22 protein-coding genes and 1 pseudogene are annotated in these 21667 nt (G+C 66.4%); 19 read left to right on the top strand and 4 right to left on the bottom strand.

Annotated features, from left to right (window positions below; genetic code table 11):
* Nucleotides 1–10 precede the first annotated feature (10 nt).
* Nucleotides 11–850: a dienelactone hydrolase family protein gene (locus AC5Y4F_RS18095; protein ID WP_499997764.1), complete on the bottom strand. Its 840-nt coding sequence runs from the start codon at nucleotides 848–850 to the stop codon at nucleotides 11–13.
* Between the two features lie 84 nt (nucleotides 851–934).
* The gene (locus AC5Y4F_RS18100; protein ID WP_067932646.1) at nucleotides 935–1132 is read right to left on the bottom strand and encodes an Rv1535 family protein; all 198 of its coding nucleotides are present in this window, start codon (nucleotides 1130–1132) and stop codon (nucleotides 935–937) included.
* A gap of 580 nt (nucleotides 1133–1712) precedes the next feature.
* Here AC5Y4F_RS18100 and glmS point away from each other — a divergent pair.
* From glmS to tsaD, 11 genes are all read left to right on the top strand, one after another.
* Nucleotides 1713–3599: a glutamine--fructose-6-phosphate transaminase (isomerizing) gene (gene glmS, locus AC5Y4F_RS18105; protein ID WP_499997765.1), complete on the top strand. Its 1887-nt coding sequence runs from the start codon at nucleotides 1713–1715 to the stop codon at nucleotides 3597–3599.
* Nucleotides 3600–3706: 107 nt separating this feature from the next.
* Entirely contained in the window at nucleotides 3707–4612 is a 906-nt protein-coding gene (locus AC5Y4F_RS18110) for a DUF4436 domain-containing protein (protein ID WP_067932648.1), read from the top strand.
* 105 nt (nucleotides 4613–4717) lie between these two features.
* On the top strand, nucleotides 4718–5398 hold the full coding sequence (locus AC5Y4F_RS18115; protein ID WP_067932769.1) for a rhomboid-like protein: 681 nt from the start codon (nucleotides 4718–4720) through the stop codon (nucleotides 5396–5398).
* Nucleotides 5399–5524: 126 nt separating this feature from the next.
* Complete coding sequence (locus tag AC5Y4F_RS18120; RefSeq protein WP_067932651.1) at nucleotides 5525–6946, top strand: bifunctional ADP-dependent NAD(P)H-hydrate dehydratase/NAD(P)H-hydrate epimerase; 1422 nt, start codon at nucleotides 5525–5527, stop codon at nucleotides 6944–6946.
* 40 nt (nucleotides 6947–6986) lie between these two features.
* A complete protein-coding gene (gene gad / locus AC5Y4F_RS18125; RefSeq protein ID WP_156749993.1) occupies nucleotides 6987–8360 on the top strand; it encodes a glutamate decarboxylase in 1374 nt (457 codons plus the stop codon).
* A 382-nt stretch (nucleotides 8361–8742) separates the two neighbouring features.
* Nucleotides 8743–9909: an alanine racemase gene (gene alr / locus AC5Y4F_RS18130; protein WP_067932771.1), complete on the top strand. Its 1167-nt coding sequence runs from the start codon at nucleotides 8743–8745 to the stop codon at nucleotides 9907–9909.
* Nucleotides 9910–9961: 52 nt separating this feature from the next.
* Nucleotides 9962–11011, top strand: a complete 1050-nt coding sequence (locus tag AC5Y4F_RS18135) for an alpha/beta fold hydrolase (protein ID WP_499997766.1) — start codon at nucleotides 9962–9964, stop codon at nucleotides 11009–11011.
* A 31-nt stretch (nucleotides 11012–11042) separates the two neighbouring features.
* Nucleotides 11043–11525, top strand: a complete 483-nt coding sequence (tsaE, locus tag AC5Y4F_RS18140) for a tRNA (adenosine(37)-N6)-threonylcarbamoyltransferase complex ATPase subunit type 1 TsaE (protein WP_499997789.1) — start codon at nucleotides 11043–11045, stop codon at nucleotides 11523–11525.
* Entirely contained in the window at nucleotides 11522–12145 is a 624-nt protein-coding gene (gene tsaB, locus AC5Y4F_RS18145; protein ID WP_067932656.1) for a tRNA (adenosine(37)-N6)-threonylcarbamoyltransferase complex dimerization subunit type 1 TsaB, read from the top strand. Before tsaE ends, tsaB begins: the two co-directional genes overlap by 4 nt.
* Complete coding sequence (gene rimI, locus AC5Y4F_RS18150; protein WP_499997767.1) at nucleotides 12142–12609, top strand: ribosomal protein S18-alanine N-acetyltransferase; 468 nt, start codon at nucleotides 12142–12144, stop codon at nucleotides 12607–12609. Before tsaB ends, rimI begins: the two co-directional genes overlap by 4 nt.
* Before the next feature lie 40 nt (nucleotides 12610–12649).
* Nucleotides 12650–13678, top strand: coding sequence for a tRNA (adenosine(37)-N6)-threonylcarbamoyltransferase complex transferase subunit TsaD (gene tsaD / locus AC5Y4F_RS18155; RefSeq protein ID WP_499997768.1), 1029 nt, complete (start codon nucleotides 12650–12652; stop codon nucleotides 13676–13678).
* Here tsaD and AC5Y4F_RS18160 read toward each other — a convergent pair.
* Nucleotides 13675–14313 (bottom strand): C39 family peptidase, encoded by a 639-nt coding sequence (locus AC5Y4F_RS18160; RefSeq protein ID WP_499997769.1) that lies wholly within the window; start codon nucleotides 14311–14313, stop codon nucleotides 13675–13677. The genes tsaD and AC5Y4F_RS18160 overlap by 4 nt on opposite strands.
* A gap of 283 nt (nucleotides 14314–14596) precedes the next feature.
* Here AC5Y4F_RS18160 and groES point away from each other — a divergent pair, with 283 nt between their 5' ends.
* Together groES and groL are read left to right on the top strand one after the other, a co-directional pair.
* Entirely contained in the window at nucleotides 14597–14899 is a 303-nt protein-coding gene (gene groES / locus AC5Y4F_RS18165) for a co-chaperone GroES (RefSeq protein WP_067932663.1), read from the top strand.
* An 80-nt stretch (nucleotides 14900–14979) separates the two neighbouring features.
* Complete coding sequence (gene groL / locus AC5Y4F_RS18170; protein WP_067932665.1) at nucleotides 14980–16602, top strand: chaperonin GroEL; 1623 nt, start codon at nucleotides 14980–14982, stop codon at nucleotides 16600–16602.
* 85 nt (nucleotides 16603–16687) lie between these two features.
* On the opposite strand, the gene AC5Y4F_RS18175 is transcribed toward groL, so the two are convergent.
* Nucleotides 16688–17077: a nuclear transport factor 2 family protein gene (locus tag AC5Y4F_RS18175; protein ID WP_067932668.1), complete on the bottom strand. Its 390-nt coding sequence runs from the start codon at nucleotides 17075–17077 to the stop codon at nucleotides 16688–16690.
* Between the two features lie 363 nt (nucleotides 17078–17440).
* Between AC5Y4F_RS18175 and AC5Y4F_RS18180 the strand changes: the two genes are divergently transcribed.
* From AC5Y4F_RS18180 to AC5Y4F_RS18205, 6 genes and pseudogenes are all read left to right on the top strand, one after another.
* Complete coding sequence (locus AC5Y4F_RS18180; RefSeq protein WP_067932670.1) at nucleotides 17441–17866, top strand: VOC family protein; 426 nt, start codon at nucleotides 17441–17443, stop codon at nucleotides 17864–17866.
* 330 nt (nucleotides 17867–18196) lie between these two features.
* Nucleotides 18197–18526 (top strand): hypothetical protein, encoded by a 330-nt coding sequence (locus AC5Y4F_RS18185; RefSeq protein WP_499997770.1) that lies wholly within the window; start codon nucleotides 18197–18199, stop codon nucleotides 18524–18526.
* Nucleotides 18527–18620: 94 nt separating this feature from the next.
* Nucleotides 18621–18932, top strand: a pseudogene (locus AC5Y4F_RS18190) (SDR family NAD(P)-dependent oxidoreductase); the annotation flags it as partial.
* Nucleotides 18865–19407, top strand: a complete 543-nt coding sequence (locus AC5Y4F_RS18195; RefSeq protein ID WP_499997790.1) for an SDR family NAD(P)-dependent oxidoreductase — start codon at nucleotides 18865–18867, stop codon at nucleotides 19405–19407. The pseudogene AC5Y4F_RS18190 and the gene AC5Y4F_RS18195, both read left to right, overlap by 68 nt.
* Nucleotides 19408–19671: 264 nt before the next feature.
* The gene (locus AC5Y4F_RS18200) at nucleotides 19672–20106 is read left to right on the top strand and encodes a Rid family hydrolase (protein WP_499997771.1); all 435 of its coding nucleotides are present in this window, start codon (nucleotides 19672–19674) and stop codon (nucleotides 20104–20106) included.
* A 49-nt stretch (nucleotides 20107–20155) separates the two neighbouring features.
* Nucleotides 20156–21661 (top strand): adenylate/guanylate cyclase domain-containing protein, encoded by a 1506-nt coding sequence (locus AC5Y4F_RS18205; protein WP_499997772.1) that lies wholly within the window; start codon nucleotides 20156–20158, stop codon nucleotides 21659–21661.
* Nucleotides 21662–21667 lie beyond the last annotated feature (6 nt).

The following is a 21667-nucleotide window of genomic DNA, read 5'->3' on the forward strand; positions in this document are numbered from 1 at the left end:
CCGTGCCGCCTCACTTCAGCAGCGCGACGATCTTGTCTTCCAGTGGAATCGCTGCGGCCTCGGGGTCGATCACATCGGTGCCGGGCAGGTGCATTTGCGGATCGGCGAAATCGCGATATTCTTCGTCGCCGCCCAGGGTGTAGAGCAGGTAGCCGGTCAACAACGCCCGGACCGACCGTTGGGTGCGCCGGTGCGCACCGGCCAGCCCCAGCACCTTGGTCAGCCGTCGGCCCTCGATCAGCCCACCGGGTTGGGCCTTGCTGACGATGCGCAGCGTCGCCCCGTCCCAGGCATTGGCCAGCGCAAACGCGTTGGAATACAACGTTTTCGGATCGCCGGGCGCGGTGAAGATCACCCCGGGAACATTCAGCGTCGCCGCCGGCTGCTGGGCCGGCGGGCTGGTGACGCTGGGGAAGATCGCCGCCGCTGCGGCGGGCTTGGTGGGCATCCCGGCCGCGGCGAACACCGCCGCCGAGCCGCCGAAGCCGTGACCGGCCACGCCGAGCTTGGCCGGGTGCACGCTGATCTTGCCGGGGCCCAGGCGCACGCCCGACACGATGTCCAGGGCGGTGCCGAGATCGAACGCGAAGTTCAGCACCGAGGGAGCCAGGCCGCGCTGGGTGTCGGGGGCGCCGGCCACGATGCCCCATGACGCCAGATGCTCGAGCAAGTTCGAATAGCGGGCCGCGCTGGTGAGCCAGTCGTGGCCGAACGCCACGCCGGGCAGATTCATCCCCTCCTCGGGGGTGTACACCACCCCCGGCAAACCCGCAAAGGCCAGGTCGCCACGCAAAACCCGATGGGGGCCACGGCGGCTGAGAGCTGCGACGAGCTTGCGGGTACGGGCCACGCGTCGACGTTAGCGCATCGCAATCAGGCGCCGGGGGAGAAGGAACGCCGCCCGGCTTGCGAACGCCGGTGCGCGGAGCCCCGGCTAACTCGTGACCTCGATGACGCCCATTCGCCACAGGGCCGCGTAAAGCTGGCGCAGCGGGACCGACAGCAGTTGGGCGGTCATATCCGTCAAGGGGTTGCCGGAGTTTGCCGACGCCCCAGGACGCGGCCTGGGTTTCTGCGGGGTTGCCGGCGCGATGGGGGCGGGCACCAGATCGTCGTAGCGAACTGCGGTCATTTCTGCCTCCTGATGGCGCCCGGTCGCGGTCGGAGAAAGTTACGCATCTCAATGCGACCCGGTGCACAACTCCCCGTCAACAATTACTGACAATTGAATTCATGGCTCAGCTAAAAGCGCGATCTCAGGTAGCTGATATGTCCGACCCGTAGCCGACAAAAGCCCTGATTGCAGACGGTCCTTCCGAGGTTTGAGGTTTTTACGGTATTTGCTGATATTTGGAAGATTAAAGTGATGCGCGCGGCAGATGTCGTGGCGAATAACAATGTTTCGAATACATCAGGTGAATTACTGTGACGAGGGAGTGAATGAACGTCAGCGTCCTGCTGCGGGATACGCCCCGCCAACCGGCCAGGAAGCTGTGGGTTTGGGCACCGCGATACGCGCGTTCGCATTGCTCGAGCGTTCCGGTGAAGGTGTAGGTGCGCTGCACAAACATGACCACAGCTCCGATGTGCTCGGCGAGCCGGAGGGAGAACTGGCGGTAGGGTCGGTCAAACAAGCCTTTCGTGCAGGTGGGCGGCCTAACCATGACCTCAGAGTGCGGGGCCGGTGCTGCACCTGCACTACCCTGTTCAGAATGTGCGGAATTGTCGGCTATGTCGGGCAGCGTCCCGCCTGTGAGGTCGTCATGTCCGCGCTGCGTCGGATGGAGTACCGGGGCTACGACTCGTCGGGCGTCGCCTTGGTCGATGGCAGTGGCCCCTCGGCAGGCACCCTGACGGTCAGCCGTCGTGCCGGCCGGCTGGCCAACCTGGAAGAGGCGATCGCCGAAATACCGGCGTCGTCGCTGACCGGAACCACCGGCCTGGGCCACACCCGATGGGCCACCCACGGACGCCCAACGGACCGCAACGCCCACCCGCATCGCGACGCCGCCGGCAGGATCGCGGTTGTCCACAACGGCATCATCGAGAACTACGCCAGCCTGCGTCATGAGCTGGAGACTCAGGGCGTGGAGTTCGCCAGCGACACCGACACCGAGGTGGCGGTGCATCTGGTGTCGCAGGCGTACCGGCATGGCCCCACCGCAGGCGATTTCGCCGCATCGGTGCTCGCCGTACTGCGCCGCCTGGACGGCCACTTCACGTTGGTGTTCGCCAACGCCGACGACCCCGGCACCATCGTCGCCGCCCGCCGCTCCACCCCGCTGGTGATCGGCATCGGCGACGGGGAGATGTTCGTCGGCTCCGACGTGGCGGCCTTCATCCCGCACACCCGCAACGCGATCGAACTCGGCCAGGACCAGGCCGTGGTGATCACCGCCGACGGCTACCGGATCACCGATTTCGACGGCAACGACGACCTGGGACCCGCGGCATACCGCGAGTTCCATATCGATTGGGATCTGGCCGCCGCCGAAAAGGGTGGCTACGAGTACTTCATGCTCAAGGAGATCGCCGAGCAGCCCGCGGCGGTGGCCGACACCCTGCTGGGACACTTCGTCGACGGCCGGATCGTCCTGGACGAACAGCGGCTGTCCGATCAGGAACTCCGCGAGATCGACAAGGTGTTCGTGGTGGCCTGCGGGACGGCGTATCACTCCGGCCTGCTGGCGAAGTACGCGATCGAGCACTGGACGAGGCTCCCGGTCGAGGTCGAGCTGGCGAGCGAATTCCGGTACCGGGACCCGGTTCTGGACCGCAGCACCCTGGTGGTCGCCATCTCGCAGTCCGGCGAGACCGCGGACACCCTCGAAGCGGTCCGGCACGCCAAGGAGCAGAAGGCCAAGGTCTTGGCGATCTGCAACACCAACGGCTCGCAGATCCCCCGTGAGTGTGACGCCGTGCTCTACACCCGTGCCGGCCCCGAGATCGGGGTGGCCTCGACCAAGACGTTCCTGGCTCAGATCGCCGCCAACTATCTGGTCGGGCTGGCCCTCGCGCAGGCCCGCGGGACCAAGTACCCCGACGAGGTACAGCGCGAATACCACGAGCTGGAGGCGATGCCGGATCTCGTCGCGCGGGTCATCGCGACGATCAAACCGGTGGCCGCCTTGGCCTATCAATTCGCCCAGTCCCCGACGGTGCTGTTCCTGGGCCGCCACGTCGGATACCCGGTGGCGCTGGAAGGCGCGCTGAAACTCAAGGAATTGGCGTACATGCACGCCGAGGGATTCGCCGCCGGAGAGCTCAAGCACGGCCCCATCGCGCTGATCGAAGACGATCTGCCGGTCATCGTCATCATGCCGTCCCCCAAAGGATCGGCCGTGCTGCACGCCAAGTTGTTGTCCAACATCCGCGAGATCCAGGCCCGCGGTGCGGTAACCATCGTCATCGCCGAAGAAGGCGATGACACCGTGCGCCCGTACGCCGACCACCTGATCGAGATTCCGTCCGTGTCAACGCTTCTGCAGCCGCTGCTGTCGACCATCCCGCTGCAGGTGTTCGCCGCGTCGGTGGCCCAGGCCCGCGGTTACGACGTCGACAAGCCGCGAAACCTGGCCAAGTCCGTCACCGTTGAATAGGCGCGCATAGCTCGCGCCCCTTCGCCCCTATCAGCGGCGGACACCCAGCCGATCCATTACATTGCCCTGGGGCAGGATTCGCGGCAGGTGGGATGGCGGGAGCAACTATGCGAGCGGCCGGCACGAAATACGGCGCCGTAGGCCTTGTCGTCCTGATCCTCGCGGCATACGTGGTGGCCGTCGCGATGTACGCGCAAAGCGGTACTGGCCGGCGTCTGGATGTTGCCGCCCCAACGGTCGAAGGCGACAAGCCGTCGGCGACAGTCAACGTCGAAGACATTCAATCCAACAACAGCGTGCTCGCGGTCAATCTGGCGTTCAATCCCGGATCGGCGTTGTTGGACCCCAAAACCCGCCACCTCAAGGAAGATCTGAGTCTGCGCGTCAGGTCCGCCGCGATGCCCTCCCGGCACACCTGGACCAAGGGCATGCTTCCCGGCCTGATGGCCGTCCCGCTGACCATCGCCGGCCAGATCGAGCGCTGGCCCTTCGATCAATACCGGTCGGGGCCGATCGAGGTCGAAATCTTCCATGGGCCTGACACCGACCGGGCGCCCGAGCGTGTGCCGGTCACTTTCGTCGATCACCTTTCGGGATGGCGGCTATCCGCCACCAGATCCCAGGCGGACGGCCCCTACCGACTGAACGTGCGGCGCTCGCTGAGCACCGCGGCGTTCGCCGTCGTGATCCTCGGCGTGCTCATCACGATCGCCAGCCTGGCTCTGGTCGTGGCGATTCAGACGGCGCGGAATCGGCGGCCGTTTCAGCCACCGATGACGACGTGGTACGCGGCGATGTTGTTCGCGGTGGTGCCGCTGCGAAACGCGCTACCCGGCTCGCCGCCCTTCGGCAGCTGGGTCGATATCACCGTCGTCATCTGGGTCCTGCTCGCGCTGGCGATCTCGATGATCCTGTACATCGGCTGCTGGTGGCGGCATTTGCGCCCGGTGCCCGCCGCGGCGGGTCCGACCCCCGCACCGGCGGATCCGGTCGCCTCGCCGCCGGAGGAGTAGCCGATCGTCGGTGGCGTGTTTGCCGCCGAAGTCGTCCGGCGGACTGCCCAGCGTGCGAAGGTTGATGTCGTGGCGCATCCATCGGTTCGCAGTCGAGTGCGCAGCATGACGCTGGTGGTCTGGCATTTCGTCATCACCGCGCCGCTGACCTACGGCTGGCTGTTGGTGCTGATGATCACGACGTTCATCCAGAACCATCTCACCGGCCAGGAACTGCACTCGGTACTGCTGCACCGCTCCACCAACATTCACGAGCTCGGCAGTGACCCGCTCGCCGTCCTGTTCTCCAGCCTGCTGTGGATCGACGGCAAAAAATTCGAGCCCTACCTCCTGCTGTTCACCCTGTTCCTCGCGCCGGCCGAACACTGGCTCGGCCAGCTGCGCTGGCTCACTGTCGGATTGAGCTCGCACATCCTTGCCACCTACATCAGCGAAGGCATCCTCTACTTCGCGATCGAGGAACACGACGCCCCGCAACGGCTGGTGCATGCCCGCGACATCGGGGTCAGCTATTTCCTCGTCGGCGTGATGGCCGTGCTGAGCTACCACATCGCCCGGCCGTGGCGCTGGGGATATCTCGGGGTCCTGTGCATCATCTTCGGTTTCCCGCTGATCACGATGGGCAGCGAATTGAACTTCACCGCCATCGGGCACTTCACCTCGATCCTCATCGGCTTGTGCTTCTACCCGATGACGCGCACGCGCTCCAGGCGCAACAGCCCGTTGAGCCCCGCGCGCCTGCAGGCCATGGCGCGCCGCAACGTGCCGCCAAAGCCCTCGACCTGATGCCGGCACCGGAGGGCACCGAAACACCGTGGGCGCCAAGCCACTCCGCAGCGGTGCCGGTCGCCGTGGACGCAGGCCTGCCGAGCGCGGCTGTCCACCGCCACGTGGACACGTAATCTGACTCTGATGCGCCATTACTACTCCGTAGACGCGATCCGCCAGGCCGAGGCGCCTCTGCTGGCCAGCCTGCCCGACGGTGCGCTGATGCGCCGGGCGGCTTACGGGCTTGCCACCGAAATCCTCGGCGAGTTAGCCGCCCGTACCGGTGGGGTAGCGGGTCGACGCGTGTGCGCGGTCGTCGGCTCTGGAGACAACGGCGGTGACGCGCTGTGGGCGGCCACCTTCCTGCGCCGCCGCGGCGCGGCCGCGGACGCGATCTTGCTCAACCCCGAGCGCACCCATCGCAAAGGCATGGCGGCGTTTTTGCGGGCCGGCGGCCGCATCGTCGAAGGTGTCTCCCCGACAACAGATCTCGTCATCGACGGTGTGGTGGGGATCTCAGGCTCCGGAGCGCTGCGACCCGCCGCGTCCGAGGTGTTCGCCGCCGTCGACAACGCGAGAATCCCGGTGGTCGCCGTCGACATCCCCAGCGGCATCGACGCGGCGACCGGGGCGATCACCGGCCCCGCGGTGCACGCCGTGCTGACCGTCACCTTCGGCGGGCTCAAACCCGTGCACGCACTCGCCGACTGCGGGCGGGTCCGGCTGATCGACATCGGGCTCGCTCTTGCGAACACCGACGTGCGGGGCTTCGAGACCGCCGACGTGGCCGCCCGCTGGCCGGTGCCCGGGCCCCACGACGACAAGTACACCCAGGGCGTCACCGGCGTGATGGCCGGCTCGTCGACGTATCCGGGTGCCGCCGTGCTGTGCACCGGCGCCGCCGTCGCGGCCACCTCCGGCATGGTCCGCTACGCCGGCAGCGCGCACCGCGAGGTGCTCGCGCACTGGCCCGAGGTGATCGCCTCGCCCACCCCCGCATCGGCCGGACGGGTGCAGTCCTGGGTCGTCGGGCCCGGATTGGGCACCGACGACGTCGGGGCCGCGGCGCTGTGGTTCGCGCTGGAGACCGACCTGCCGGTGATCGTGGACGCCGACGGGCTGACGATCCTGGCGGCCCATCCCGAGCTGGTGGTCAACCGCACCGCCCCGACGGTGCTGACTCCCCACGCGGGTGAATTCGCCCGGCTGGCGGGTAACCCGCCCGGTGAGGACCGGGTGGGTGCGTGCCGCAAGCTGGCCGACATGTTCGGCGCCACGGTTCTCCTCAAGGGCAACGTCACCGTCATCGCCGATCCCGGCGGCCCGGTCTACCTCAATCCGGCCGGGCAGTCGTGGGCGTCCACGGCCGGCTCCGGTGACGTGTTGTCCGGCATGATCGGCGCGCTACTGGCGTCGGGTTTGCCGCCGGTCGAGGCGGCGGCCGCCGCCGCCTTCGTGCACGCGCGCGCGGCGGCGCTGTCGGCCGCCGACCCGGGTCCCGGAGAAGCGCCCACCTCGGCATCGCGCATGGTGCCGCACATCCGAGCCGCCCTGGCCGCCCTGTAGGAGTCGTTGAAAGGATTTCGTTGTGCCCCAACACCCGTCTATGCGCGCACACTCAATCGCCCCGGCTTACACCGGCCGCCTGTTCACCGCGCCGGTACCGGCGCTGCGGATGCCCGACGAGTCGATGGACCCGGAGGCCGCGTACCGCTTCATCCACGACGAGCTGATGCTCGACGGCAGCTCACGGCTCAACCTGGCCACTTTCGTCACCACCTGGATGGATCCCGAGGCGGGCCGGCTGATGGCCGAGACGTTCGACAAGAACATGATCGACAAGGACGAATATCCGGCGACGGCGGCCATCGAACAGCGCTGTGTGTCCATGGTGGCCGACCTGTTCCACGCCGAGGGCTTGCGTGACGACGACCCGTCCAGCGCGTGCGGGGTATCCACCATCGGGTCCAGCGAGGCGGTGATGTTGGGCGGTCTGGCGATGAAGTGGCGGTGGCGGGCAAAGGTCGGCTCCGGAAAAGACGGCTGGAAGACGCGCACCCCCAACCTGGTGATGGGGTCCAACGTCCAGGTGGTCTGGGAGAAGTTCTGTCGCTACTTCGACGTCGAACCGCGCTACCTGCCGATGGAGGAGGGGCGTTACGTCATCACGCCCGAGCAGGTCATCGACGCCGTCGACGAGGACACCATCGGGGTGGTGGCGATCCTGGGCACCACCTACACCGGCGAACTGGAGCCCATCGCCGAGATCTGCGCGGCGTTGGACAAGCTGGCCGCCGGTGGCGGGGTGGACGTTCCGGTCCACGTCGACGCCGCCAGCGGGGGATTCGTGGTGCCCTTCCTGCACCCCGAGCTGAAGTGGGACTTTAGGCTGCCCCGGGTGGTCTCGATCAACGTCAGTGGCCACAAGTACGGGCTGACTTATCCGGGCGTCGGGTTCGTGGTGTGGCGCGGCAAGGAGTACCTGCCCGACGATCTGGTGTTCCACGTGAATTATCTGGGCGGCGACATGCCGACGTTCACGCTGAACTTCTCCCGGCCCGGCAACCAGGTGGTGGGCCAGTACTACAACTTCCTGCGGCTGGGCCGCGAGGGCTACACGCAGGTCATGCAGACGCTGTCGTCGACGGCGCGCTGGCTGGGTGAGCAGCTGCGCAGCGGAGAACACGCCGAGTTGATTTCCGACGGTTCGGAGATCCCGGTGGTCAGCTTCCGGCTTTCGAGGGACTGCGGGTACACCGAGTTCGACGTCTCCCACGAATTGCGCGGCTACGGCTGGCAGGTGCCTGCCTACACCATGCCGGACAACGCCACCAACATTTCGGTGTTGCGCATCGTGGTGCGCGAGGGACTGTCCGCCGACTTGGCCCGGGCCCTGCACGACGATGCCCGTGCCGCGCTGGCGTCGTTGGACAAGCTCAAGCCGGGCGGCCACTACAGGGCCGAGCACTTCGCGCACTGAGCCCGTCCTACGGGGTTGTCACACCGGCTGTGTCACATCGGTGGTGCCGCACGGGATGTGTCACACGGATACGTCCCGCCGAATGAGTCACGGCGGCCACAGCGGTGGCGGCGGAAGTCATGTGCGCGATTGCCCGCCTCACAGCGACAACGAGCCCATGGGCCATTGACGTCGCGATTTGTCGCTGAAAGGCGGGCAATCGTCGGTCAGATTCCCGGCGGGGCGCGTGTGACGCCTGTGATTACTGCGACGAAGCCATCCTGGCCCGTTGCGGTCCGCCCGCCGTCGGCGAACGATGTGTCCGACCCGTTCTGGGACAATGGCTGCTGCGAACTGGCAGACAGCCAACCAACAGACAGACGAGAGCGGGAGCGCGACTTTTTTGGCCGTTACGCCGATATCCCTGACACCGGGCGTCCTCGCCGAGGCCCTGGTCGACCTGGGCGCGATTGAGCACAACGTGCGCCTGCTGGGCGAGCAGGCCGGCGGCGCGCAGGTGATGGCCGTGGTCAAGGCCGACGGCTACGGCCACGGAGCCGTCCAGACGGCGCGCGCCGCGCTGGCCGCGGGGGCCACCGAGTTGGGTGTCGCCACCGTCGCCGAGGGTCTGGCTCTGCGCGCGGCCGGAATCGGAGCGCCGGTGTTGGCCTGGCTGCACCCGCCCGGCATCGACTTCGGGCCCGCGCTGCTGGCCGACATTCAGATCGCCGTGTCGTCGGAGCGCCAGCTCGAGGAGGTGCTGGACGCGGCGCGCCGCACCGGCCGGACCGCGGTGGTGACCGTCAAGGTCGACACCGGGCTGAACCGCAATGGGGTATCGCCGGGGCAATACCCGTCGATGCTGACCGCGCTGCGCCGAGCCGTCGCCGAGGAGGCCATCACGCTGCGGGGGCTGATGTCGCACATGGTCTACGCCGACCAGCCCGCCAACCCAGTGAATGACCTTCAGGCCCAACGATTCGGCGACATGCTGGCGCAGGCGCGTGACCAGGGTGTGCGGTTCGACGTCGCACACCTGTCGAATTCGTCGGCCACGATGTCTCGTCCCGACTTGGCCTTCGACATGGTGCGCCCCGGCATCGCGATATACGGGTTGAGTCCGGTGCCCGAGCGCGGCGATATGGGTCTGGTGCCCGCGATGACGGTGAAATGCACTGTTGCCCTGGTGAAGTCGATTGGCGCAGGGGAGAGCGTATCCTACGGCCACACCTGGACCGCCCAGCGCGACACCAACCTCGCGCTGATCCCGGTCGGCTACGCCGACGGCGTCTTCCGGTCGTTGGGCGGTCGGCTGGAGGTCATGATCAACGGCAGGCGGCGACCGGGCGTCGGGCGGATATGCATGGACCAGTTCGTCGTCGACCTCGGCCCGGGACGCACCGACGTGGCCGAAGGCGACGAGGCGATCCTGTTCGGGCCGGGCGTCAGTGGTGAACCCACGGCGCAGGACTGGGCCGATCTGCTCGGCACCATCCACTACGAAGTGGTGACCAGCCCCCGCGGCCGGATCACCAGGACCTACCGCGAGGCGCGAACCGTTGAGTCCTGAGAAATCCCGCAGGCGCCGCAAGGGCAGGGCCTGGCTTGCGGGAGGTGCGGGGGTGACGGCCGTCGCCACCATTATCGGGGCGTCGGCGCGCCGGTCGATCACCCAGCGCTCCGCGGTCGAAGACCCGTATGCCCATGAGGATTTCAACAGGCTCGAAGACGACACCAGCGTGGTGGTGACCACTCCCGACGGGATTCCGCTGGCGGTCCGCGAAGCCGGTCCGGCCGACGCACCGCTGACCATCGTGTTCGTTCACGGATTCTGTTTGCAGATGGGCGCCTTTCATTTTCAGCGCACGCGGCTGCCCGATCAGTTGGGACCCGACGTGCGGATGGTCTTTTACGACCAGCGCGGACACGGCAGATCCGGCGAGGCGGACCCCGAAACCTACACGCTGACCCAACTCGGCAGGGACCTGCAGACCGTGCTGAACGTGGTGGCGCCGCGTGGAATGATCGTGTTGGTGGGCCACTCGATGGGCGGCATGACGGTGTTGTCGCATGCCCGCCAATTCCCCGAGCAGTACGGGCGCCGAATAGTGGGCGGCGCGCTGATTTCCTCCGCGGCCGAGGGTGTTGCGAGGTCACCACTTGGTGAGATACTCAAAAACCCTGCGCTGGAAGCAGTCCGGGTTGCGGCGCGGTCCGCGCCCAAGCTGATGCACCGCGGCCGCAACGTGTCCCGGTCGTTGATCGGCCCGGTGCTGCGGGCCGCCTCCTTCAGCGACCTGCAGGTCAGTCGGAGCCTGGACGCGTTCTCCCAGCGCATGATGAACAGCACCCCCATCCCCACCATGGTGGGTTTCCTGGACGCGTTGGAAAAGCATGACGAGACCGCCGGGCTGTGGACGCTGCTGCGCGTCCCGACCCTCATCGCATGCGGCGACCACGACTTGCTCACCCCGGACGAGTATTCGCGAAAGATGGCCGCCAGCCTGCCGCAGTCCGAGCTGGTCATCGTCGCGGGGGCCAGCCATCTGGCGCTGCTGGACAAGCCCGACGCCATCAACGGCGGGCTGGTCCGATTGGTCAGGCGAGCCACCCCGGGCAAGGTGGCGCTGCGGATGCGACGGCTGCGAGAATGGTTGCGGCGCCGTGGCTAAGTCCGGTGGCGGCGACCCGCCGCGCCCGGCGGTGCCGCGCTCGCGATCGCCGCAGGGCGAGGGCACCGCGACGCTGGAGCACGTCGAAGACACCATGGCGCTGGGGTCGCGACTGGGGCAACAGCTGCGGGCGGGCGACGTGGTGGTGCTCTCCGGTCCGCTCGGCGCGGGAAAGACCGTGCTGGCCAAGGGAATTGCCGTGGCAATGGATGTCGACGGGCCAGTCACCTCACCGTCCTACGTGCTGGCGCGGGTGCATCCGGCGCGGTGCCCGGGCGCCCCGACGCTGATTCACGTCGACATGTACCGGTTGCTCGACCACACCGGCCACCAGGGAGCAGACCTGCTCGGCGAGCTCGATTCGCTGGACTTGGACAGCGATCTCGACGACGCTGTCGTCGTGGTGGAATGGGGCGAGGGTCTGGTCGAGCGGCTGGCCGAGCATCATTTGGATATCCGGCTGGAGCGCGTCACCGGATCCGATGTGCGGATCGCCACCTGGAGGTGGGCATGAGCATCGTCCTCGCGCTCGACACCTCCACCCCTGCCGTGACGGCCGGACTCGTGCGCCGTGAAGACCTGTGCGTGCTCGCCGAACGGGTCACCGTCGACGCCCGCGCTCACGCCGAACGGCTCACCCCGAATGTCGGTGCGGCCCTGGCTCATGCGGAGTTGACGATGGCCGACCTCGATGCCGTCGTGGTGGGCTGTGGCCCGGGGCCGTTCACCGGCCTGCGAGCCGGGATGGCCACCGCCGCCGCCTACGGGCACGCGCTGGACATTCCGGTGTATGGCGTGTGCAGCCTCGACGCCATCGGCGTGCGAACCCCCGGGGACACGTTGGTGGTCACGGACGCCCGTCGGCGCGAGGTCTACTGGGCCCGCTACCGCGACGGCGTGCGCACCTACGGGCCCGCGGTCAACGCCGCGACCGACGTCGACCCGGATACCGCTGCGGCCGTTGCAGGATCACCCGAGCACGCCAGCCTGTTCGGTTTGCCGGTGTGCGGGCCGCGCTGCCCCACCCCGGCCGGATTGGTTGCAGCGGTAGCTGATTGGTCCGCCAATCCGCCGCCACTGGTGGCCCTGTATCTGCGTCGGCCCGACGCCAAACCGTTGGCGGCACGGCAATGACCGCCCACAGCGAGGCCGTGACGGTCGGCCCACTGACCCGCGCAGACGCGCGCCGCTGCGGCGAGCTCGAGGCGCAGCTCTTCGACGGAGACGATCCCTGGCCCGCCGCAGCTTTCCACCGCGAATTGGCCAGTGTGCACAACCATTACGTGGGCGCGCGGGTCGGCGAGACGCTGGTCGGCTACGCTGGGATCTCGCGGCTCGGCCGCACCCCGCCCTACGAGTACGAGGTGCACACCATCGGCGTGGATCCCGCATACCAGGGGCGGGGGATCGGCCGCCGGCTGCTCGACGAGCTCCTGACCTTTGCTGACGGCGGCGCGGTTTACCTGGAAGTCCGCACCGACAACGAGGCGGCCATCGGGCTGTACACCAGCGTCGGGTTCGCGCGGATCGGCCTGCGCCGCCGCTACTACCGCGTCAGCGGCGCCGACGCGTACACGATGCGCAGGGAGGCCTTGTGACACGCGTGGACGACGATGCCAAGCGAAGCGTGGAGCGCTCATGACAACTGTCCTCGCGATCGAAACCTCTTGCGACGAAACGGGAGTCGGCATCGCGCGGCTGGATGCCGATGGCACCGTGACGCTGCTGGCCGACGAGGTGGCTTCCAGTGTTGACGAACACGTGCGGTTCGGCGGCGTGGTCCCCGAGATCGCCTCACGCGCACACCTGGAGGCGCTGGGGCCCGCCATGCGCCGCGCGCTGTCGACCGCCGGCCTAAAGAGGCCCGACGTCGTCGCGGCCACCATCGGGCCAGGGTTGGCCGGCGCCCTGCTGGTGGGAGTCGCTGCGGCCAAAGCGTATTCGGCCGCCTGGGGGGTGCCCTTCTACGCGGTGAACCATCTGGGCGGACACCTGGCCGCCGATGTCTACGAGCATGGGCCGCTGCCCGAGTGTGTGGCGCTGCTGGTCTCCGGCGGCCACACTCACCTGTTGCATGTCCGTTCACTCGGCGAGCCGATCGTCGAGCTCGGCAGTACGGTCGACGACGCCGCCGGCGAGGCTTACGACAAGGTGGCGCGGCTGCTGGGCCTGGGTTACCCGGGCGGCAGGGTCCTCGATGAGCTTGCCCGTACCGGTGATCGCGACGCCATCGCGTTCCCGCGCGGTATGTCCGGGCCGCACGACGACCCGTACGCGTTCAGCTTCTCCGGGCTCAAGACGGCCGTCGCGAGATACCTGGAAAGCCACCCGGACGCGGTGAACGCCGATATCGCCGCTGGGTTCCAGGAGGCCGTCGCCGACGTGCTGACCCGAAAGGCGGTGCGCGCGGCGACCGACCTCGGGGTCTCGACGCTGCTGATCGCGGGTGGAGTGGCCGCGAATTCACGGTTGCGCGAGCTGGCGGAGCAGCGCAGCGCGTCGGCCGGGCTGACCCTGCGGATCCCCAAGCCCAGGCTGTGCACCGACAACGGGGCAATGATCGCGTCCTTCGCCGCTCACCTGGTGGCCGCCGGGGCGCCAGAGTCACCGTTGGACGTGCCCAGCGACCCCGGGCTGCCGGTGGTCCGCGGCCAGGTGGTGGCCTAGGCGACGATGAGCAGGTTGTCGCTCGTAGCCCAGGCCTGGGTGAAGGTGGCCAAGGGGATCTGCTCGTTGCGGCCGCTGGGGGTGCCGCTGTCGTTGAGATGAACGATGTTGTTGCGGGTGTCGACGCCGGTGACGACGACGGCGTGGTCGGCGTTGGTCCGCTGTCCTTTGCCTGGCGGGTAGTTCCAGATGGTCTCGGCGTTGATCGCCGCGATCACCTTGCGGCCGCTGGCCAGGTCCCGCTCCATTCCTTGCAACGTGTTGCCCGTCGTCAGCTGGGATTGCACGCCGTACCTGCTCAGGAGCAGCACCATGTCTTGCGGCGAGGTCCCGTCAAAAAGGTAGACGCCGCCGTGGTGCACTTCGCTTTTGGTGAACACGCCGCGTAGCTCGATGCCGACCTGGCTGGGTTCTTTACCGGAAACCTGTCCGACCACGTCGGCGACTGCCATCAGGCCGCAGTCTTCGCCGATCTGATAGCGCCAATAGGGCGCCGCGGCCTGAGGGTTCCCGTACATCTGGCCGTTCGGGTCGGCGTGAGCTGCCCCGGTCAACCCGGTGCAGCCCGCTAAGAGCGCCATGGAGGTTGCCAGAGCCGCGGCCGCGCCATTGGCCCGCCAGATGCCCAAGTGCACAGATTTATTATTCACTTCGGCCGATTTACGCAAAGTGACTCGCCGCGACGACCGCGGCTCACATAGGAAGCAGCAGGGCGCCCTTGAGTGCTAGCACTCTCATGTATAGAGTGCTAGGTGGCAATCGGCCAAGCCCTGTGCCGGCACCCGCGACGACGGCGCTCGGGCAAGGACGGATGCCGAACACCTGATAACTCGACCGGTTCGGGGCCAACCCGTATCGGCCGTCAACTCCGGTCCGGGCGCGTCCCGGACCCGACCCAAACAGTGGAGGGCTCCAATCGTGGCGAAGGTGAATATCAAGCCACTCGAGGACAAGATTCTCGTGCAGGCCAACGAGGCCGAGACCACGACCGCGTCCGGTCTGGTCATTCCTGACACCGCCAAGGAGAAGCCGCAGGAAGGTACCGTCGTCGCAGTCGGCCCCGGCCGGTGGGACGACGATGGCGAGAAGCGCATCCCGCTGGACGTCTCGGAAGGCGACACCGTCATCTACAGCAAGTACGGCGGCACCGAGATCAAGTACGGCGGCGAGGAGTACCTGATCCTGTCGGCACGCGACGTGCTGGCTGTCGTCTCCAAGTAAGAACCGTGTTCCGCCCCGGCGATCCCCGCGTCCTGCGCGGGCGATTTCCGGGGCGGCATGCGTTTGGGTGAAGGAGCCTGATGAGCAAGATCATTGAATATGACGAGACAGCGCGCCGTGCCATCGAGGCGGGCGTGAACACGCTCGCCGACGCGGTGCGGGTGACGCTCGGGCCGCGCGGCCGGCATGTGGTGCTGGCCAAGGCATTCGGCGGCCCGGCTGTCACCAACGATGGTGTGACCGTCGCGCGTGAGATCGAGCTGGAAGACCCGTTCGAGAATCTGGGCGCCCAGCTGGTGAAGTCGGTGGCGACCAAGACCAACGACGTCGCGGGCGACGGCACCACGACCGCGACCGTGCTGGCACAGGCGCTGGTCAAGGGCGGCCTGCGGCTGGTTGCCGCGGGCGCCAATCCCATCGAACTGGGCGCGGGGATCAGCAAGGCCGCCGACGCCGTGTCCGAGGCGCTGCTGGCGTCGGCCACCCCGGTCTCGGGCAAGGACGCGATCGCGCAGGTGGCGACCGTGTCCTCGCGCGACCAGCTGTTGGGTGAGCTGGTCGGCGAGGCGATGACCAAGGTCGGCACCGACGGTGTGGTGACCGTCGAAGAATCCTCGACGCTGAGCACCGAGCTCGAGTTCACCGAGGGCGTCGGTTTCGACAAGGGTTTCTTGTCGGCCTATTTCGTCACCGACTTCGACTCCCAGCAGGCCGTACTGGACGACCCGGTGATCCTGCTGCACCAGGAGAAGATCAGCTCACTGCCCGACCTGCTGCCCATGCTGGAGAAGGTCGCCGAATCGGGCAAGCCGCTGCTGATCATCGCCGAAGACATCGAGGGCGAGCCGCTGGCGACCCTGGTGGTGAACTCCATCCGCAAGACGCTCAAGGCCGTCGCGGTCAAGGCGCCGTTCTTCGGTGACCGCCGCAAGGCGTTCCTGGAGGATCTGGCGGTGGTGACCGGTGGCCAGGTGATCAACCCCGACGCGGGCCTACTGCTGCGGGAGGTCGGCACGGACGTGCTGGGCTCGGCCCGCCGTGTGGTGGTCAGCAAGGACGACACCGTCATCGTCGACGGCGGCGGCTCCAAGGAGGCGGTGGCCAACCGCGTCAAGCAGCTGCGCGCCGAGATCGAGGCAAGCGACTCTGACTGGGACCGCGAGAAGCTGCAGGAGCGCCTGGCCAAGCTGGCCGGCGGCGTGGCCGTGATCCAGGTGGGAGCGGCCACCGAGACCGCGCTCAAGGAACGCAAGGAAAGCGTCGAGGATGCCGTCGCAGCCGCGAAAGCGGCTGTTGAGGAAGGCATCGTCGCGGGCGGCGGCTCGGCACTGCTGCAGACGCGCAAGGCGCTGGACGAGCTCCGCAAGTCCCTGACTGCCGATCAGGCATTGGGCGTCGACGTCTTCTCCGAGGCGTTGGCGGCGCCGCTGTACTGGATCGCCACCAACGCCGGGCTCGACGGCGCGGTCGCGGTGCACAAGGTGACCGAGCTGCCCAACGGGCACGGGCTGAACGCGGACAAGCTGACATATGGCGACCTGATCGCCGACGGCGTCATCGACCCGGTCAAGGTCACCCGCTCGGCGGTGCTCAACGCGGCGTCGGTGGCCCGGATGGTTCTCACCACCGAAACCGCGGTGGTCGAGAAGCCGGCCGAGGCCGACGATGACCACGGCCATGGCCACGGGCACCACCACCACTGAGTAGTTCCAGCGAGATGCCCCCGGATCATGATTGGTCCGGGGGTGTTTCAACTCTGCTGCAAGGCAGCGTGGCGTGACCGACGCCTTAAGATTTTGCGGCAGCTGCGATCTGGTCGGTCGCCGATTTCAGATCGTAAGCTTCCCGCCACTGCTGAATTCGCCCGCTTTCACCCAACTCGAAGACTGCCATGACAACGCTGCTAATGAGGCTGCCGCGAACAATCGAGTTCGAGACCTGTTCGACCATGACGGTCCGCCCACGGCCGACGAGCGTCTTGATATCAACCTTCACGCCTCCCACTGCAGTGAGCTGGGCCGCCAATTCGACCTTGATGGCCTCCGCGCCGTCGCGGATTCCTTGCGGACCGTCGACCCATTGGGCATCTTCGTTGAAGAAGCTGCCCAATTCATCTGCTTTCGGGTCAGACCAGGCGGCAAAAAACCTTCGGACAACCGATTCTGGTGAGTCGCTCATTGGATCATCCCGGTGCACGTCGGAAACTCCGACGATGATTGGCAAGTGGTTTCAGCGAATTTATCAAGATGCTGCCGTTTGCGAAGCTGAAGTGAAACGGAAGCACCCCTGAGGAGGGCTGGGATGTTTCGTGCAGCGTGCTCCCAGTGGTCGTGATGGTGACCGTGGTTGTCGGGGCCTGTGGTATTTCCTGCACCACCGAGACGGCGGTCGTGGACAAGCCCGCCGAGCCGGGCGAACGACGGCCACGGCCACGGCCACGGTCATCACCACCATCACTAGCGGTAGGTAACGAGACACCCCCGGCTTATCGGCCGGGGGTTTTCGTTTTACCTCACTGCCATCAATGGCACCATTTAGGTCGTGGGTCGTGATCGTCCGCACTTGGCCGGACTGCATCACCTCGGGATTTCTGTGACGAACCTCGAGCGCAGCATGGGCTTCTATCGCGACGTGCTGGGAGCGGATCTCTTGGTTGGACCGCACGGCGGCACGAGCGCGTCGTTTATCGGTCGCATGGCCATCCTTTCCCTGGGCGGATGCATCTTTGATCTCTATGAACATTCAGGTAACGGGGGAGAGCGGTTCCACCCAACACGTACCGGCCTCGATCACTTCGCATTGACGGCGACGTCTTTGGATGAGTTGCACGCGTGGGCGACTTGGCTCGACGTCCGCGGCGTGGCGCGGTCAGCCGTTCGGGAAGCGGCGGACGGTCGCGCGCACATCTTTGACTTCGTCGATCCTGATGGAATTCAGATCGAGTTCATACACCTAGATCTCGCTTAGACGAAACACCGCTGCGCGTTGAACGGAAATGTTGGGCGGTGGTACATCTCGCACCACGGAGACGGCGGTTGTGGAGAAGCCTGCTGAGGAGGAGGACGAGCACGGCCACGGTCATGGCCATCTCACTAGAAGTTAGTTGCAGTCTCGAATCTGGGGCTATGCATGGGATTTCGTCGATTTCCGTGCATAGGCCCCACATTCGGCATCTAGCGCTCGGGTGAGGCTTCGCTTAAGTTAAGGACCATCGGCCCTATGAGAGCCCGACGTCGGAGCGCATCCTGACGGGGAGCCGTTTGGCTCGTTTCTGCACTCAATCCTTCAGGAGTGATCATGACGGAGGGGACCGAGAAGAATTCTCCGGTGGAACGTGCGTCCGACCTGGCGCGACGGGCAGCAGGCTTGTCTGACGAAGTGCTCAAATCGGTGGAATCCGGACAACGGAACGCGATCGATGCCGTACGCAAATTCGTTGGCGCCGTGGAAGAGTCGTTGCCGGGGCATGGCGACGATCACCCGTCTAGACGCGAGACCATCGTCGACGCCGCTCTCGACATGGCCGACAAACTCGTCAAGACCCAGTACGAGTTCATCCGAAGCGTCGTCAGCAGCGCGAGTGAGACGCTGAAAAAGCAGGGTGACGAAAAGGCGGGTGTTGATTAGCCGCACTGCGTGCTTGACGCCAGGCTCCAACGCGGTGTGTAGACGCACCGATCACCCCGTTTGCTGATGGACTACTTAAGCTCAACGCGTGGACATGCGCGGGAAGCGGGTGCTGATTACCGGGGCGTCGCGAGGCATCGGTGAGTCCCTTGCCCATGCCATCACCGAGGCGGCGGCCATCGTTGTGCTCGTTGCCCGCAGCAAGGACGCCATCCATGCACTCGCAGCCGAGCTTGGGGGCACTGCCTATCCCGCCGACCTCTCGGATCCGACGCAGGTCGACGGCCTCTTCAATCAGATTGACGAAGAAGCTGGTCCGATCGACGTCCTGGTGAACAATGCCGGCATCGGGCCTCCCGCCGCGTTCACTGACGGGCCCGACCACCTGCGCGAAATCACCCAGGTCAACTACCTCGCCCCCGGCCGAGCTGTGCCGTCAGGCCATACCTCGGATGCTCGGGAACGGCGGCGGCCACATCGTCAACATGTCTTCACTGGCGGGCGTCGGTGTGATGCCGGGCCTGGTCAGCTACTGCGTATCCAAAGCGGCGTTGTCCCACTTCACCGCGGGGTTGCGCGCCGAGCTCCGAGGCTTGCCGATCGGCACTACCCTTGTGGAGCTCGGCCCGATCCCCACTGAGCTGAGCGCGGGGTTCCACGACTACGAGCCAACATCGCAATCGTTCCGGCGTTTCTACCAGACGCGTCTCATGGTGGACGTCCCGCGCGAGAAGGTCGCCAAAAAGGTTGTCAAGGCCGTTCGCAAAGGCCGTAGGCACGTACGGATTCCTAAGCGAACCGCCATCTTCCCGATGGTGTCTGAAGTGCCGCGGCGCGTGACAGAAATGATGCTCACCGGCGTCCCGCATCAAGTCGGCTAGCTTTGAGCAGCGCGCGGCGTCCCCTGCACTTAGGGTGTGCGATCTTGGATACACGCGTCGGGCATTTCGTTCGCTGGTTTCCGTGCCGTTGCGGGCTGCAATCGAGAATTACCGAGACGGCCGTCGTCGACAAGCCAGCCGAAGAGGAAGTCCACTGCCACATTCACCACAAACAGTGTGAGCGGAATACATCCGGGTCATAGGCCCGGGGGTGTTTTGTCATCCTCGATACCGGTGAGGCCGCCGGCCATGAAGATGGCACACATGGATGAGCCGATTTTTTCCATTACTCCTGGCTACGGGCAACGCCCGCTGCGGGACTTTCACTACTCACAGGTCGTTCGGTACGGCGACCGGGTGGAGACCGCCGGTCAAGGAGGCTGGGATGACGAGTGGGGCTATCCGGAGTCAGTCCGCGACGAAGTCATTCAGGCCTTCGACAACGTGGAACGGACATTGGCAACAGCAGGAGCATCTTGGCGCCAAGTGATAACCGTGCACTCGTACCACGTGCCGGATGCGGACGGCCGGATCGGGCTTGAGCACCTCGACACCATGGTCGAACAGTTTCGCCTGCGCATGGGTGACCGCGCACCGCTGTGGACATGCATCGGCGTAGCCGCGCTGGCGGGTCCGAAGATGCGCATCGAGATTGAAGTCGCTGCGATCGTGACCACGGCCACCGCGATCACTGGGTAGTGCCGAAGAAACACCCCCGGTTCACCGCCGGTGGTGTTTCGCTATTGGGATGGGTCGCATCTGGCAATTGGCGTGGGAGCGGTACAAATCCAGGTATTCGTGGGCATGCTGGGCGCTTACGCTCCCGCTGGCGCTCCCGGTCTATCTCGCCTGGTCGTTTGGCATCGTCGCTTTCGAGAGATCTGACCGCTACACCGAGGCGGCCGCGGTGACCGTGGTCGCCGTGCTCGCGTACCTGTATGTGGTGGCAGTACCCGGCGGAAAGGATCCACGTCTCATCGAGCGGTGGGCCGCCGGCGACGATGTTGATCCAGAGAGCGCACTGCGCGCCACCTACAGCTATGGCCGAAAATTGATCACCAGAGGGCTGGTCGTCACCTTCTTTTGGATCGCGGCGCTGTTCGCCGGTGTCGCGATCATTGCCGGAGCAAGCGGGTCGCGGCTCGTCCAGTACGCGATTCTGGGCGCCGTCGCCGGGACTGCCGGCCAGCTGATCACCCTGCACAGCTACACCGAACAAGCCGTGCGGCCGGCCCGGGCCGCGATCGCCTCGAACACGGAGATCGGCGATTCCCTGCCTCGCTCTCGCCCGGCGTTCGCCACGTGGACCAACGTGGCCATGCTCGGGGTGGGGTTCGCGTTTGCCGTTGCGGGCGCGATTCTGGGAGCCGTGTTGGACGTGGCCAGGCACGGCCCGGCCCTACCCATGGTGATCGGTGGTGTACTCGTGCTCGTCATCGGGCCGTCGCTCTGGGCGGCGTACTCGCCGCTGCTGCAACCCATTCGCGATCTTGCCGAAGGCACCAAACGCGTTGCGGCCGGGGACTATTCGCGACGCCTGCAGGTTGTTCAGGATGACGATCTCGGCGCGCTGGCGGCATCGTTCAACCGCATGCAGGCGGGTTTGGCTGAGCGGCAACGGCTTCAGAGTGCGTTTGGCACCTACGTCGACCCGGCGTTGGCGGCGCGACTGCTGCAGCAGGGTAACGACGTCTTCACCGGCGAGCGCCGCGAGGTGACCGTGATGTTCGTCGACATCCGCGACTTCACCCCGTTCGCCGAGGCGAATACCGCCGAGGACACGGTTTCTCGGCTCAATGCCTTGTTAGAGATCGTCGTGCCGGCCGTAGTCGGGGGCGGCGGGCATGTGAACAAGTTTCTCGGCGACGGCGCACTGGCGGTGTTCGGCGCCCCGCACGATCTCGCCGATCATGCCGATGCCGCGGTGGCCGCGGCGGTGCGGATTCAGCGCCTCGTGGCCGAGCGATTCGGCGGTGAGCTTCGGATTGGGGTCGGCATCAACACCGGAGTGGTGATCGCCGGAACCATCGGGGGCGGAGGCAAGCTCGAGTTCACCCTGATCGGCGACACCGTCAACGTCGCGGCCCGCGTCGAGCAGCTCACCAAGACCACAGGTGACGCCATCCTTCTCACCCAGCAGACCGTTGACGCGCTGGCGTCTCGACCAGGTGGGCTCGTCGACCGGGGATCACATGAACTGAAAGGCAAGTCGACCGCCGTGAACATCTTCGGACTTGAGTCAGCGGTTCATTAACCGGGC

This window comes from Mycobacterium sp. NGS56, from assembly GCF_059812425.1.

What these genes read in the sequence shown, in the direction of transcription:
- AC5Y4F_RS18120 (WP_067932651.1), top strand. Translation starts at nt 5,525, where the DNA reads ATGCGCCATTACTACTCCGTAGACGCGATCCGCCAGGCCGAGGCGCCT.
- AC5Y4F_RS18195 (WP_499997790.1), top strand. Translation starts at nt 18,865, where the DNA reads ATGCCGGCATCGGGCCTCCCGCCGCGTTCACTGACGGGCCCGACCACC.
- AC5Y4F_RS18205 (WP_499997772.1), top strand. Translation starts at nt 20,156, where the DNA reads ATGGGTCGCATCTGGCAATTGGCGTGGGAGCGGTACAAATCCAGGTAT.
- gad (WP_156749993.1), top strand. Translation starts at nt 6,987, where the DNA reads ATGCGCGCACACTCAATCGCCCCGGCTTACACCGGCCGCCTGTTCACC.
- AC5Y4F_RS18115 (WP_067932769.1), top strand. Translation starts at nt 4,718, where the DNA reads ATGACGCTGGTGGTCTGGCATTTCGTCATCACCGCGCCGCTGACCTAC.
- AC5Y4F_RS18175 (WP_067932668.1), bottom strand. Translation starts at nt 17,077, where the DNA reads ATGAGCGACTCACCAGAATCGGTTGTCCGAAGGTTTTTTGCCGCCTGG.
- tsaB (WP_067932656.1), top strand. Translation starts at nt 11,522, where the DNA reads ATGAGCATCGTCCTCGCGCTCGACACCTCCACCCCTGCCGTGACGGCC.
- groL (WP_067932665.1), top strand. Translation starts at nt 14,980, where the DNA reads ATGAGCAAGATCATTGAATATGACGAGACAGCGCGCCGTGCCATCGAG.
- tsaD (WP_499997768.1), top strand. Translation starts at nt 12,650, where the DNA reads ATGACAACTGTCCTCGCGATCGAAACCTCTTGCGACGAAACGGGAGTC.
- glmS (WP_499997765.1), top strand. Translation starts at nt 1,713, where the DNA reads ATGTGCGGAATTGTCGGCTATGTCGGGCAGCGTCCCGCCTGTGAGGTC.
- AC5Y4F_RS18110 (WP_067932648.1), top strand. Translation starts at nt 3,707, where the DNA reads ATGCGAGCGGCCGGCACGAAATACGGCGCCGTAGGCCTTGTCGTCCTG.
- rimI (WP_499997767.1), top strand. Translation starts at nt 12,142, where the DNA reads ATGACCGCCCACAGCGAGGCCGTGACGGTCGGCCCACTGACCCGCGCA.
- AC5Y4F_RS18200 (WP_499997771.1), top strand. Translation starts at nt 19,672, where the DNA reads ATGGATGAGCCGATTTTTTCCATTACTCCTGGCTACGGGCAACGCCCG.
- AC5Y4F_RS18100 (WP_067932646.1), bottom strand. Translation starts at nt 1,132, where the DNA reads ATGACCGCAGTTCGCTACGACGATCTGGTGCCCGCCCCCATCGCGCCG.
- AC5Y4F_RS18185 (WP_499997770.1), top strand. Translation starts at nt 18,197, where the DNA reads ATGACGGAGGGGACCGAGAAGAATTCTCCGGTGGAACGTGCGTCCGAC.